Source organism: Oleiphilus sp. HI0128 (assembly GCF_001635365.1).
The window spans coordinates 1-13,819 of sequence record NZ_LWGG01001416.1 but is presented as its reverse complement, the minus strand read 5'-3'; the positions used below and the strand labels follow the sequence as shown (position 1 = coordinate 13,819).

The window sequence follows — 13,819 nt, the reverse complement described above, 5'->3', positions numbered from 1 at the left end:
TCAAAAAACGAGGGAGTGTAACCGGAGGTATTATGATCTATGTACGCAAAATAGAATACAACCTAGCTAGGGACTCTTGGAGCTAATAAAGATTTACTTAGTTGAAAAGCTGCTCGATTAGAGCAGCTCAGGAAAGTAATAAATCATTAAATATACTGCTAGCAAAATGGCGACCCAAACAACCATGGTCTCAGTTGGCCATAGCCTTGCAAAGTATCCTTTTGGTTTTCCAGCTTTGGTGTCATAAGAGTTTTGAATCATTTGCTTAATTGAATAAGCGAGTGATTTTTCAATCTTTTCATAGGTGCAATAGATCGTGCATGCTAGCCTTTTTACAAACGCGGGAGCAAGCTTTCGGTATAACCAGTCAGCATCCAGATTTGTGGAAGGTAGTTCTGGCGGGTATAGATTGCGCAGGTTTAACCATACAAACGCTAGAGCCGAGAAGAACAAAAGCTGTAACTGCGTAAGAACGTGCGTAATATCGTAGGGCTGGTAGCTGTGTTCCCAGGGCAATAGAGCGTAAACAGTCTGAGCAGGAAAGGTACCTAGTACAACACACCCAACGGCTGCTAAGGTCATCGCAATTAGCATGTTTTTGGGTGGTTCAGTTGTACGGATACCTGAATCGTGAGCAAAAAATGCGAAGTAAGGAATCTTGATGCCCGCGTGATGAAATACGCCGGCAGCGGCAAATAGTAATAATAACCAAACAACATCATAGCCTTCAGCTACTGCAGCAGCCATAATCATTGACTTCGATACGAAGCCGCTGAAAAGCGGGAAGGCCGAGATAGACGCAGCACCAACAATACAAAGTATGGTTGTTTTTGGCATGCTCTTGTAAAGGCCGCCAAGCTCTGAGCCATTGATTTTACCTGTCATGTGCAAGACAGCGCCCATTGTCATCATCAACAGACCTTTAAATATAACATCATTAAAGGCATGGGCAACGGCACCGTTCAATGCAATGGCGGTACCTATACCAATCCCCACAATCATAAAACCAATTTGGTTAATAAGGCTGTAGGCAAGTACTCGGCGGAGATCATTTTCGATAACTGCAAAGAAAATTGGAAAGCATGCCATGGTGACACCAATCCATACGAGAATTTCTTCACCGGGGTAGGCCCGAGCAAAAGCATACACCGCGACCTTTGTTGTGAACGAGGCTAAAAATATTGTTCCGCTTGGTGTCGCTTCAGGATACGAATCAGTTAACCAGTTGTGCATAAAAGGGAAGGCACACTTGATTCCGAAGGCGAAAAAGATTAGCCATGCACCAACTTGGGCGATGCCCTCATGCTGCAAGCCGATATGAGTGAATAGTAAGCTATTGTTAACGTGCGCGAAGATCAATAGACCTGCAAGTAACAAAACGCCAGATAATACTTGAATGATCAGATAGCGAATACCAGAAGAATAGGCTCGATCTGTTCGACGAGCCCAAATAAGAAATACGGATGTGAGTGCCAGTAACTCCCAGAAGACGAAAAGGGTAAGTAAGTCACCGGCAAATACTGCGCCGACAGCACTACCTGCGTAGGCGAGGCCTGCGACGTGCTGCACAGTATCCTTAACGTGCAAGGCGTAGATGATGGCGATTAGAGCAGCAAGATGGAAAAGATAGCCAAACATCAAGCTAAGTTTATCAACCTTAACTGGCTCTAGTGCATAGCCCATAAACTCCATAGACCAGAATACGCCATGCTCTAGGCCGACCAAGTTAAGAGCACCTAAAATGGGAGCCGCTAACATGATGAGGTTTCGTGTCCAGCCACGTAATAGTAACGCAGCTAAAGCACCTAGCATTAGGGGAAGAAATGGAATCACATTACTCATCGTAGTAATCTTCACCTCGCATCAGAAAGGTTCGCATCCATGTTGCTATGAAAACGAGAATAGAACAGCCTACAAAGCCGTAAATGGCATAAAAAGCAGGGAAGTTCTCCCAGCTGTGGTAAATATGGCGGTGAACAATAAAGTCAGCAATCACTAGCAAAGCACATGCGACATAAAATACTTTTAACATCTTTTTGACGTTTTCTGGCTTGTCGAACCAGCCATCTGAAGAGTGATGATCAGACATTTAGCCTTCCCCCATATTCGTTGATACACCTGGAATCAAATTTATTAGATCGATCAGGGGTTGAGGATAGAAGAACAAGGCAAGACATCCAAACGAAGTCACGCCAAGTGCTATTAAAATTGGTAACGGAGCCTCTTTAGTGTCCGACCATGCCCAAGGCTTAGATTCTTTTGCTTGGGTATTAAAGAATGCTTTGATTGGGATGGGCAAAAGATAAGCGATATTAAGCAAGGAACTTATCATTAGCACGGCGACAATGATGAGCTTGTCAGATTCAAGAGCGCCCATTGTCAGATACCACTTGCTCCAGGTTCCTGCCATAGGAGGAAGGCCAATTATACTTATTGCACCAATCGCAAAAGCAGCAAAGGTGAGTGGCATTTGCCGGCCAAGTCCCACCATGTCGCTGATGTTCTTTTTGTGACTGGCAACCATAATTGCACCGGCGCAGAAGAAGAGGGTGATTTTACCAACAGCATGTGTGGCGATATGTAAGGCAGCACCGGCATGGGCGATAGATGAAGCAAGCAGAGCACCCACGACAATGTAGCTTAGTTGACTTACTGTAGAGTAGGCCAGTCTAGCTTTCAGGTTGTCCTTAGTCATAGCAATGCAAGACGAGAGCAGTATCGTGGCAGCGCCGATATAGAGCATAATATCTGTGGTTGCGAGCTCTTTAAGCTGGTCGATCCCGAAGATATAAATAATTATTTTTAGGATACTAAACACGCCCGCTTTTACGACAGCGACAGCGTGTAGCAGTGCACTAACCGGTGTTGGCGCAACCATTGCGGCAGGTAGCCAGCGATGGAAAGGCATAATGGCTGCTTTACCAATGCCATAGCAGAATAGAACGAGTAGAACGCTAAGGACGGCCTTGCTGTGTGAATTATCAAAAATTCCACCTGCTTGGAAATCCAATGTGCCTGTTAAGCTGTAAGTACCCAAGACAGCAAAGAGTAAAAATGCGATTGATGTACTAAGCAAGATGCCGAGGTAAGTTCTGCCGCCTTGCTTGGCTGCTTCAGTCCCAGCATGTGTTACTAGTGGGTAAGTTGACAGTGTTAATACTTCATAAAATATGAATAGTGTTAGCAGGTTGCCTGAGAAGCAAATTGCCATAACGGAACTGATCGCCAGTGCGAAGCAGCAGAAAAATCGAGTTTGGTTTTCTTCATTGTGGCCTCGCATATAACCAATCGCGTAGATGCTGGTAATGATCCACAAGAAGCTCGCTACAATAGCGAAAAGTACGCCAAGGGGTTCAACTTCAAAGCTGATCCCAAGACCTGGAAATAAGTCGATAACATCAAGCTTAAGGGCAACACCCTGAAAGGTATAGTCGGTAATTGCTAATACGATAGAGAATAAGATAGCTGCTGTACTTAATGTGACAGCCTCTCTGATGTTTGGGTTCTTACCTGTTGCGATAACGATTAACGCACCAATAAAAGGTACAAGAATCGAGAGGGTGATCAGCTGTGATGGCTCAATACCTTGCCAGAGGTTCATGGAGAAACCTCCTGAGCATTAATACTTAAGGTTGTATTCTGGAATAACCATTGAGATGCGCTATTTGCAGCGTCGGTAGTCAAGCTTGTATCGATACCAAAATAAATGTTTGCCAATACAAGTGCCCACATCGGAGCCAGCATTAGCCAGGGAACTTCTTTAATATTATTAGGGTTTTGTGATTCTGGTAGTTTTTGGAAATACGCAGCCTCTAATACCCGGCCAATATAGATTACCGCTAACAATGAGCCAGCAAGTACAAGTGCAGCAAGTACCCAATGATTTTGTTCTAGCGCTGCTGTCACCAGATACCATTTACTTACAAAACCAACGGTGAGCGGTACGCCGATTATACTCAGGCCAGCAATTGTGAATGCCGCCATGGTTAAAGGCATGTGTTTGCCCAAACCTCTGAACGCTTTTATATCAACAGAGCCTACGCGATAAAAGACGGCACCGACGGCCATAAACAAAGCTCCTTTCATGAGTGCATGGTTAAATATGTGGATAAGTCCCGCCATCAAACCTGTTACGCTGACTAAGCTCAGTCCGAGAATCATATAACCAATTTGCGCAACACTACTATAAGCAAGGACTGTTTTAACGTTGCTCTGCACGGTTGCCATGTAAGAGCACTTGAAAATTGCGACGACAGCCAAGACCATCAAAATTAGATCCATGCCCATATCGGTGAAAACATGGTCAGCCCCGAATATTGTAAAGATGAAACGAATCATCACATACACTGCAACTTTAGTCGCTGTGCTGGCCAAAAACGCGGTAACAGCTGAGGGCGCATGGGTATAAGCGGGAGGAAGCCACATATGTAATGGGAATAAAGCAAGCTTGATGCTGACGCCGACCATAATAAATGCGAGCCCGGTATTGATCGTGCGGCTGCTGTCATATACGTCGATACGGCCTGCAAGGTCTAGCATGTTAAGGGTGCCTGTCTTCATATAAAGCATGCCAACGCCTATCAGGATAAACGTTGCACCGATCGTTCCCATCACTAGATAGCGAAAAGCAGCAGTTAAGCAGCGTCGATCCGAAGCCAGGCTAACAAGGGTATAGGTTGCAAGCGAGGAAATCTCAAGAAACACGAAGAGATTAAAGGCATCACCAGTAACTAGTATGCCAGAAAGGCCGGCAAGACATAGTAGGTGTGCAGTGTAGAATAGTGAGTGTTTTGATGGGTCGATTTCTTTTTCAATACTGTCCTTTGAGTAAATTAGAACAAGTGTTGAAAGCGCTGATACGGCTAACAGAATAAACGCGTTAGCGGCATCGATACGTAATTCTATCCCCCAGGGTGGTGGCCAGCCACCGACAGCATAGCTAAGTGCGCCATCAGATAGAGCTGCAACTAATAGCTGCCACGAGACCAGGCAGGCCCAAGCGCTTATTAGCGTGGCAAAACACCAAGATAGTATTGAACGGCCCAAAACGAGTGTGATAGGTGCTGCTATCAGGGGCAAAATTATAGGAAGCACAGCCAGGTGTTGGTCAAGCATTAGATGGCATCATCCTTGTTTTCAAATTCGTTCTCTTCAACTGTGCCGTAAGCCCGTTTGATCCGAACAATTAGTGAAAGCCCCACAGCCGTTGTCGCAACGCCGACAACAATTGCTGTGAGAATCAAAACATGAGGGAGGGGGTTAGAGTATTGAGAAACCCCTTCGACGACAATTGGTGCGGTGCCGCCAGTGACTTTACCCATAGAAATGTAAAGCATAAAAACTGAGGTCTGAAAGACGTTTAAACCAACGACCTTTTTGACCAGGTTATTTGCGGATATAACGATATAGAAACCGGTCATCATCAAAAATACGACGATCCAGTAATTGTAGTAATCGAGAATAAAGTTCACTGGATGTTAGACCTCTCAGCCTGGCTATCGAAGGCATAGAAAATACTAAGCATAACGGCAAACACTGTAATACCAACACCAAGTTCAATGATAATTATACCGTAGTGTTGGCCAGCGATTGGGTCTGCTGCGATTTTGTTGTAATCAAGGAATTGGCCGCCCTTAAGCATGCTGTACAAGCCAACGCTGGCGTAAAGCAGTACGCCAAAAGAGGCCATTAATTGCAAAAACTTTGGGCTTACTACTTCAAATGAGCTTGGTGTCCCAAAGACTAAAGCGTACAAAATGAAAGCCGCAGCAGCGATGACACCGGCCTGAAAACCGCCCCCAGGGCCGAAATCACCATGAAATTGAACATACAGTGCAAACAGTATAACCAAGGGAATAATTAGCTTGGCAACAACGTGCAGTACGTGGTGCGCTTTTAAACCAGATTCTGGCGCATCACTTTCTTCGCGGCGCCTTACGCCAAGTAATGCTAAGACACCAATTGCTGCTGAAAATACAACAACCGTTTCTCCTAAAGTATCGAAGCCACGATAGCTTGCAAGTACTGATGTCACCATGTTCGGTAATCCGACTTCTTTAGGTGACTCTTCTATATAGCGTGGAGCGACATGTTCGTGTACTGGGTTGTCAGGGTGCCCAAAGGGAGGCATGTCGAGCGTGCCGTAGATCAAGGCAGCGCCGGTTACGCAGACTACAACCAAAGGGAGGATTGAAGAGTGGGCACTTTGCTTTTCCTTTCTACCAGTTAATGCCAGTGTGCCAAGCATGAGTACTGTAGATATGCCCGCACCAACCGATGCCTCGGTGAACGCGACATCAACTGCGTCAAGGTTTACGAATATCAATGCTGACAGAAAACTATATATTCCGAAGAGCATGACGACAGCAAATAAATCTTTCAAAAATATAATGCGTAAAGCAGTGAGCGCCAACATAGCAAGCAGTACCAAGTCGATCAGTTCGGCCATTAGTGCGTTTGCTCCTGTTGTTCTTTCTTGGTTTCAGCAATTGTAAGTAAGCCGCCATGACGGGCTGACTTAGCAAGAGCATGAGAAGCGGTAGGACTGGTAAGCATCAAAAACACCAGTATGAATAAAAGTTTTGCGGTATTTAAATCGAAAGACGTCTGCAAGAGGAGACCGCCTATGATCAGAATGGCTGCAATAGAGTCCGTGACACTCGCTGCGTGAACGCGAGTGAAGAAATCCGGGAATTTAAAAAGTCCAACGGCACCACTTAAGCCGAAGAAAACGCCTGCTATTAGCAGGAGGCTACTAACAATATCTAAGACAAACATGTCCAACCATTATTATTTAAGTTTTATTCAATTGGCGCTGTGTATTCGAAAAAGCGAAGTACCGCAACCATCCCTGTAAAGTTGATTAATGCGTACACAATGGCAATGTCCAGGAAGTCTGGGCGTCCCATCATATAACCGGCGGCCGCAATAAAAAGAACAGTCTTGGTGCCAAACATGTTTACTCCTAGAATACGGTCGTAAACGGTTGGCGCATCGAATGCTCTGGCCAAAGCGATAGCCATAACAACCAAAATAGCGATACAAACAGCAGCGTATATTCCTGTCACTTGTTATTACCCCATATCCCGGCGATTTTATTTTCCATAGCACCTTGTTCGAGTTCTTCTAACGAGGACTTTTGCAGTGCGTGAACAGTCAGTTCACCATCCTCCAAATCTACGCTTAAGGTGCCAGGTGTGAGTGTTATGGAATTTGCGTATAAAACATGATTGCTCGGAGGTATTTCTTTTATATCTATTTTCGCCAAGCTTGGCGAAACCTTATTTGACGAAGTCCAGATCAGTTTTGTAACGTGGGCGCTAGAGCCAATGATCTGCCCAATTAGCCATGGAATGTATCGAATTAATCGTAAACCTGTCCCAATCTCTTGTGGCTCTTCATCTACTTCATCCATACGTTTTAAGACAAAAAGTACGATGATGACAGAAACGGCTCCGAAACTAAGTAATAGTGGTTGGATGTAGCCAGAAAGTAACAACCAGAACGCTGAAAGTAGTACTGCCCATTTAAATATATGCATTTAATGAATACCGGCTTTATTGTTAATTCGAATCATAGCTAGCTGGGGAACGTTGATTTGTAACATTTTTTATATGGTATTTTCAATCATTATAAGAGGTCAATGGTGGTAACACTCTAACCAGAGCTAAATTTCTTGTGAAAGCGCAACAATTTATCTCTATTTGAAGCTAGTCGTATAGTTTCAACTTGTCAACGTAATGCTTGAAAAAAACGCTCATAAACCATTGCTTTTACGCTGGGTATTGAAGTTCAAGCTCGCGTAATATGCACTGCGGATACTGATAGCTCAATAGAAGTACTACAATTATATTGATAGTATTAATCTATCATAGAAAAGTACACTGATAGAGGATTTGCGCTTGTAATGGCTCATGAAACCCCGACACTAAGACAGTTGGAATACTTTGTCTGCCTTGCAGAGTCTGCAATATTTCGTGGTGCGGCAGATATCATCAATATTAGTCAGCCAAGCGTTAGAGATATTGATCAGCTAAATTTATCAAGAATGCACGTTTTAGCATGGCGCCAGAATTGTCCTAATCGGGGCTTTTATCGCCAACTGGCAAAAGAAATACGCACACTGGCTAAAACCAACCTTTGTGATGCCAAGCTTAGCTTCGTATTAGATACTGATAATGGCTAGGCAAAAAAGCTCGTTGACTCAAATCTATAATCAACCAATATGAATTAAGTATGACCTTGAGTTACTATTTGGGTAGTTATTACAATGAACAAAGTATCCATACGAATACAGGTTTTATAACTCTTGGACAGTATGAACAATAAGCAGGTTAAGTATGCAACTACTTATATGCAGGGAAGCCTTCGTTCCAAATAAAACCACCCTGTTTCTTCGCCATTATTAGTAGGGTTGTAACCTACTGGGTATATCATGTATTTCGCATTAGCAGCATTAACTTTTGGCTTAGTGGCAGGGCTGAAACCGGGGCCTTTAGGTGTGTTTGTGATTCATCAAACCATGTCAAAAGGTAATTACAATGGGTTTATGGCTAGCCTTGCACCTATTGTAACCGATGGGCCAATTATACTTCTGGCATTGCTGTTAACGTTGCAGCTTAATGATATAGGCTTGTTTATCTCTGCGATTTCTGTCTTTGGCTCTATGTACCTAGCTCTTATTGCATACAAAATACTTAAAACTCCAAACAACATCGACCCTAGTGTCGGGGGTAGCAAAAGCTCAAGCTTAGCTACGGCAGTAAAAATTAACTTCCTAAATCCAGCACCGTATATATTTTGGCTAACTATTGGCAGTAGCTATATTTTCATGGGCTCTAATATAGAGGCTGTTGTATTTATTGTTTGTACATTATTTAGTCTGTGTATTACGAAATTTTCTGTGGCTCTCTTTATTAAAGCCTTAGGAGAGCGGTTCAACCCGAGAGTTTACGCTGTCGTGCTTAAGTCGCTTTCTGTACCGTTGCTAATATTTAGTGGCCAGTTACTGTTTTCTGGTATCTCAATATGGCTGTAAATGGCATTGGCTATATCAATGACAGGCACGGCTACAAGTTTGTCGCCGCGCCTTTAAACTAGTGTTTGCTTTGTGCGATTTGCGTAATAAAGAATTTGATGGCTCACCAAATCATCGTCAAGTTTACTTAGCTTGGCTTAATACCTAAAACGGTTAAAGAAACAAATTGTAGAATTCAGGTGTAAAGCTAAGTCTTTAATGTTTATAATGTAAAGATTAACAAAGATTAAACATGCTCGGTAGTAGTACCGGTTGGCATAAAAGGAATATGAGAATATGAGAATTATTATCATTGGCGGTGGGCCGGCCGGGCTCTATTTTGCGAGTGCCATGAAAAAATTCAATCCTGGCTTTGACATCACCGTTTATGAGGCTAAAAATGAATCAATCAACTCATTTGGTTTAGGCTACACGCTACAGGGGCTGACCAAAGATTTGTTAGCGCATTTGGATGAGGATTATTTCACATCACTCTTTGCGAATAACACTCCGCCGAGACTCTCACAAGCCACCGTAAAAACCAATAACGACTGCCAAACCTTTAAGTTTTCTGATGGACACTGCGTTTCCCGTTTTGAATTGATGCGCTATTTCAGAAATAAAGCTACGTCACTCGGAATAACTATCGAAGAGAAAAAAGTGCTTCCATCTGAGCTAAGTCAGCTACAAGATTCCTGCGACTTATTGGTTGGAGCAGATGGCGTAAACAGCATTGTACGAAAAGAATATGCGGCTAAATTTGTCACACAGCAGCATGAAGCAAAAATAAAGTTTACTTGGTTTTATAACGACTCACCAAAACCTCAAACAAATGTCAGGTTTTACGTCATTAAAACATCTACCGGCTTCATTCAGTTGTCCTCCTACCCCCTAACGGACACCAGGCAGGCTGTTATCATTGAAATGACCGAAAAGTGCTTTCAATCGAGTCGCTTTCTCCAGCAAAGCCCAGCCGAAGCTATCCCCCATCTTAATAAGATATTCACCAGCGAAGAAGACAAAATTGACTTGGTTTCTACCAATTTGCCCTGGTTTTCTTTCAAGATGAATACCGTTAAACACCTTTTCCATGAAAATATGGTTCTAATTGGCGATGCGGCTTTTTCTTTCCACTATAGCGCGGGCGTTGGTTTGCAAACAGCATTTAACATGGCTAACGCATTAACAACATGCTTTCAGAGGTGTAATGACATCGACACCATTCTCAATCATTACTCAGAAATGACACCAATCGCATTGCGCGCCCCAATTGATAAATCTTTGAATGATATTAATTGGTTAGAAAATATAGACGAACATTTGCTAAACACCCCAGAACATCGGCTGATCGAACATTATTTAGAAAAAAACAAGTACACTAAATAATTGAAAATCCATTCAAACCAAAAGAGATTAAACCTTTGGAAAAAACCAGATTTAGCTACTGGTATCTGGCTTGTTATTTTGAAGGGGCCAAAGTGACTGACGCTAAGTTAAGGCTTAGTCCAAATTTTTAGTTATACCCACCTAGGTTAAATAATTTGGACATCCTACTAAAGCACTAAAACCTGGTGGGCCGCTGTGGTTAATATTGAGTGGGGAGGGTATGCGAATCTTTCCAAAAGGTGGGAAGAGTTTGTTTGATAAATTGTAGTCATGGATAAGGTGGACATTACTTTAGTAGTTAAAGCTGATGTTCCCTAGCATCGAGAATTCGCTTTCGTTCAGCTAGATTTAGTACCTTTTGACTTAAAAAGCGACCGCCTGTCGTATATCCTGAGAACTTACAAGAACGAATCAAAAACTGTATATAAAACAAGTGGCTAAGAAACTGGTGTAAAATCACGATATACGACATAGTGTCGCATTTCTTAATAGTTTTTGAATCTCGGACTTCTGCGGAATCCAGTCATGGTGTATGATTCGAGTAATATCAGAACGATTTTAAAAAAAGGATATACGACAGGTGGATATACGACCTTATGTCGTAGATTCAAATGTTAGCTGTAATAAGGAATTTATTTAAGTGTCAAACTGGATTTGCAATGCGTGTTCTGTGATTGTTGAACAAAGCGCAAATAAATGCACTAAATGTGGTTGCCCTAAAGGTGCTAGCGGCGATGTTACGGCTAAGTTTCAAAATCCAGAGTTATACAAAAGTACTAAGGCTGCCAAATCGCTACAAGGTATTCTAGCGGCTCTGCTACTTACTCCGTGTTTCATCTTAGTTAGCATATTTCAAGGAAAAGTAGCGTTCTTTGTACTATATGCTGGCTCGTTTATGGCAGCGTTGCTTGGAGATAAAGCGTTCCTCAAAACCGTTGCTGGTAATAGCTGGGCGCAAAAAATTATTTTCTGTTATGTGTCCTTTGGTTCTTCGTTATTTGGTATTAGGCTTTACCTTGATGGGCAGTTATCAGATAGCGCAATATATTGGTTTGCAGGTATTTTTATGGCACTTTACGCCGCTTTTTTCATATACCTCAAGTATTCTAAACAGGGTGTGAGTTTTCTTGAACAATATAAGTCCATGCGAAATAACTAGAAATTGTTCAGCTAACCAATTGCGCAATGTTCGCCCCGGAAAAATACCCGGGGCTGGACTCGCTTTGCTGCGCGTCGCTCGCCCATTCGCAAGGCGTTATGTGTGACGGTGTGTAATGAAGCTAAATTTCTATTGTGGTGCATGCAGAAAATACGTTGATAAGGAGCATCCTTCCTATCCTGTATTCGAATTTTCAGGGTATTCGGATGATGTTGTGTCCTGGAGTGATGAGATGGACGCAATACCATCCGAGGCAACGTCAGAAAAATGGAAACGATCGAACGTAATTCCAACCGAAGGCTCTACGAGAGTTATACGGATTCAAGGCCCTTTCTCAGAGCAATCTGACGCTACTTTTTGGTCCTTATATACACCAGCATTAGCACACTACAATGGCTGGGATTGTCATCCAGAAGAGATAGAAGAGTCAGCTTTCGTTAAAGTTAAGATTGTTAAGGTTTTTGAAAAAAGAGAAAAATTTGCTTGGATTAAGGTCAATATAGAAAGAGTTATATTATTCCGCTCAGCTATTCAGGAAGTTATGCCTGTCGACGACGAAGCTCTTTTTATCAGAAAAATATATGATATAGAGGGTACGCTTGACATCTTTGGTGATTGGATACATTTCCATGCATCTGCGCAAGGTGATCTTGGTTATACCATTCTAATCAAGGTGGATGAGAGTGGTATATGCCATTTGGTTTACTATATGGAATGGGGCAATCATTGCGACGCAGCCTATTTTGGGAATATTATTCTTTCAAAGGAAAGTGTTGACGAATTGGCGTCGCGAGACCCTGGGGAACACATAACAAGTTGGTCAACATGACGCCTGGCGGCGCATGTCACCAAGGCGTTAAATGTTTTTTGGCTCTTAAGGTTTAGGGCTCAATATTCGGCAGGGAGTGCTCGTTTCTTTTCATACATTCCTCCGTTTAAAGTTTTAGGGTAGGTGGCACGTTTTCCCACTGTTCCGCTCTACTGTTTAAGCTTCTCAAGCACATTTTAATTTGTAGAGGCTTCGTCAATGGTGTGTTCCTAGGNANTCCNNCATAGTCACCATTACGGACAGTCAAAATTGAACGAATCCAGGGCCTAACGATATAATTTATCTTATACCCCTCCTGCGAAAAGGAATAATTTGCAATCTCTACCAAAAGGCCAGGTCTCTCTGTGCCAGGAACACAGTTATAGGGGCACCATTGATCTGCAACTAAGGTAATTTCCTTTGCTTGATCACTAGTTGATGACGCATAGCTAATGGACACGACTGGAATAAAAAGCAGAAGCATTCTAAAAATACGCAGTTTCATATCCTTTCCCCCTTATTCATAGCAAGCTATTCACGATAGTCTCATACTAAACTTACCCGATAGCCATAGTGTAGACCACATTAAATTCTCTACAGCAAGCCAGCTACTTACGAAAAGTAACAAATACTTTAAGAGACAACCAGACAACCAGACAACCACTCGGACACTTAACGCCTTTAGCAGCGGCCGAGCGCAGCGAGGTCCAGCCCCAGCGTCTTTTTGCTGGGGCGATGCTGGCTAAACTTGTTAGAACTTTACTACGCATAAAGTAGAAATAATACAAAGCCAACCCCTGAAACTAAGGCCAATAAAAAGACACAGTGAAATATAAAATTAGCTAGCCGCCACCTGACATTAAAGCCTTGTCGATAATTGGTGGTAAGCGCATAAAATATTGAGCCTACGCACAAGATTGATACTAACAATAAAGCTACATGCTGAGTTAAAGCAAAATAACAGCTAATTAACCCTATGAGAAAGCCGTATGTTGCTAAAGATGAAGCTTTCGTTGTACCCCAAAATTCTTTTTTTTCTATATCCATTTTAGGTTGATCTACAATCTGATTAAAAAGTTCTAACGCTTTTATAAACGGCGCACGGCTCTATCGTGCGTCCAACGCAGGCCACGTTTCTTTGTGGCCGGAGTGATGTTTGATGAACTGGTTAGATGTTTTAGAACTCCCAACTACACCAAACACCACGTTAAAACCAAAGTGCTTGCCCAGAGACAAAAACACCGCAGATGGCGACTTTACCGGATTCCCTAGGAACACACCATTGACGAAGCCTCTACAAATTAAAATGTGCTTGAGAAGCTTAAACAGTAGAGCGGAACAGTGGGAAAACGTGCCACCTACCCTAAAACTTTAAACGGAGGAATGTATGAAAAGAAACGAGCACTCCCTGCCGAATATTGAGCCCTAAACCTTAAGAGCCAAAAAACAT

General features: G+C 42.8%; 14 protein-coding genes. 5 read left to right on the top strand and 9 right to left on the bottom strand.

What is annotated here, in order from left to right; genetic code table 11:
* Nucleotides 1-117: 117 nt before the first annotated feature.
* The 9 genes from A3763_RS23475 to A3763_RS23435 are packed head-to-tail and all read right to left on the bottom strand — an operon-like array spanning nt 118 to nt 7,540.
* Nucleotides 118-1,842 carry a Na(+)/H(+) antiporter subunit D gene (locus A3763_RS23475; protein WP_068508486.1) on the bottom strand — a complete coding sequence of 575 codons (1,725 nt, stop codon included), beginning with the start codon at nt 1,840-1,842 and terminating at the stop codon, nt 118-120.
* Nucleotides 1,835-2,089, bottom strand: a complete 255-nt coding sequence (locus A3763_RS23470) for a hypothetical protein (RefSeq protein ID WP_068508488.1) — start codon at nt 2,087-2,089, stop codon at nt 1,835-1,837. The genes A3763_RS23475 and A3763_RS23470 overlap by 8 nt, the downstream gene beginning before the upstream one ends.
* Nucleotides 2,090-3,601 (bottom strand): monovalent cation/H+ antiporter subunit D family protein, encoded by a 1,512-nt coding sequence (locus A3763_RS23465; RefSeq protein ID WP_068508490.1) that lies wholly within the window; start codon nt 3,599-3,601, stop codon nt 2,090-2,092. It abuts the gene before it with no gap.
* On the bottom strand, nt 3,598-5,115 hold the full coding sequence (locus A3763_RS23460) for a monovalent cation/H+ antiporter subunit D family protein (RefSeq protein WP_068508492.1): 1,518 nt from the start codon (nt 5,113-5,115) through the stop codon (nt 3,598-3,600). The genes A3763_RS23465 and A3763_RS23460 overlap by 4 nt, the downstream gene beginning before the upstream one ends.
* Nucleotides 5,115-5,471 (bottom strand): cation:proton antiporter subunit C, encoded by a 357-nt coding sequence (locus A3763_RS23455; protein ID WP_082865136.1) that lies wholly within the window; start codon nt 5,469-5,471, stop codon nt 5,115-5,117. The genes A3763_RS23460 and A3763_RS23455 overlap by 1 nt, the downstream gene beginning before the upstream one ends.
* Nucleotides 5,468-6,448, bottom strand: coding sequence for a DUF4040 domain-containing protein (locus A3763_RS23450; RefSeq protein ID WP_082865135.1), 981 nt, complete (start codon nt 6,446-6,448; stop codon nt 5,468-5,470). Before A3763_RS23450 ends, A3763_RS23455 begins: the two co-directional genes overlap by 4 nt.
* Complete coding sequence (mnhG, locus tag A3763_RS23445) at nt 6,448-6,777, bottom strand: monovalent cation/H(+) antiporter subunit G (protein WP_068510913.1); 330 nt, start codon at nt 6,775-6,777, stop codon at nt 6,448-6,450. Before mnhG ends, A3763_RS23450 begins: the two co-directional genes overlap by 1 nt.
* Nucleotides 6,778-6,800: 23 nt before the next feature.
* Nucleotides 6,801-7,067, bottom strand: coding sequence for a monovalent cation/H+ antiporter complex subunit F (locus A3763_RS23440; RefSeq protein ID WP_231872273.1), 267 nt, complete (start codon nt 7,065-7,067; stop codon nt 6,801-6,803).
* Entirely contained in the window at nt 7,064-7,540 is a 477-nt protein-coding gene (locus tag A3763_RS23435) for a Na+/H+ antiporter subunit E (RefSeq protein ID WP_068509907.1), read from the bottom strand. Before A3763_RS23435 ends, A3763_RS23440 begins: the two co-directional genes overlap by 4 nt.
* 366 nt (nt 7,541-7,906) lie before the next feature.
* On the opposite strand from A3763_RS23435, the gene A3763_RS23430 reads away from it, so the two are divergent.
* The 5 genes from A3763_RS23430 to A3763_RS23410 all read left to right on the top strand — a co-directional run bounded on the left by A3763_RS23430 (nt 7,907) and on the right by A3763_RS23410 (nt 12,390).
* Complete coding sequence (locus A3763_RS23430; protein ID WP_068567256.1) at nt 7,907-8,185, top strand: LysR family transcriptional regulator; 279 nt, start codon at nt 7,907-7,909, stop codon at nt 8,183-8,185.
* Between the two features lie 249 nt (nt 8,186-8,434).
* Complete coding sequence (locus A3763_RS23425) at nt 8,435-9,037, top strand: LysE family translocator (protein WP_068510259.1); 603 nt, start codon at nt 8,435-8,437, stop codon at nt 9,035-9,037.
* 276 nt (nt 9,038-9,313) lie between these two features.
* Entirely contained in the window at nt 9,314-10,402 is a 1,089-nt protein-coding gene (locus tag A3763_RS23420; protein ID WP_068511187.1) for an FAD-dependent monooxygenase, read from the top strand.
* Nucleotides 10,403-11,072: 670 nt separating this feature from the next.
* Nucleotides 11,073-11,561, top strand: a complete 489-nt coding sequence (locus tag A3763_RS23415; RefSeq protein ID WP_156495292.1) for a hypothetical protein — start codon at nt 11,073-11,075, stop codon at nt 11,559-11,561.
* Nucleotides 11,562-11,793: 232 nt separating this feature from the next.
* Nucleotides 11,794-12,390 carry a hypothetical protein gene (locus A3763_RS23410; protein ID WP_156490480.1) on the top strand — a complete coding sequence of 199 codons (597 nt, stop codon included), beginning with the start codon at nt 11,794-11,796 and terminating at the stop codon, nt 12,388-12,390.
* The last annotated feature ends 1,429 nt before the right edge of the window (nt 12,391-13,819 follow it).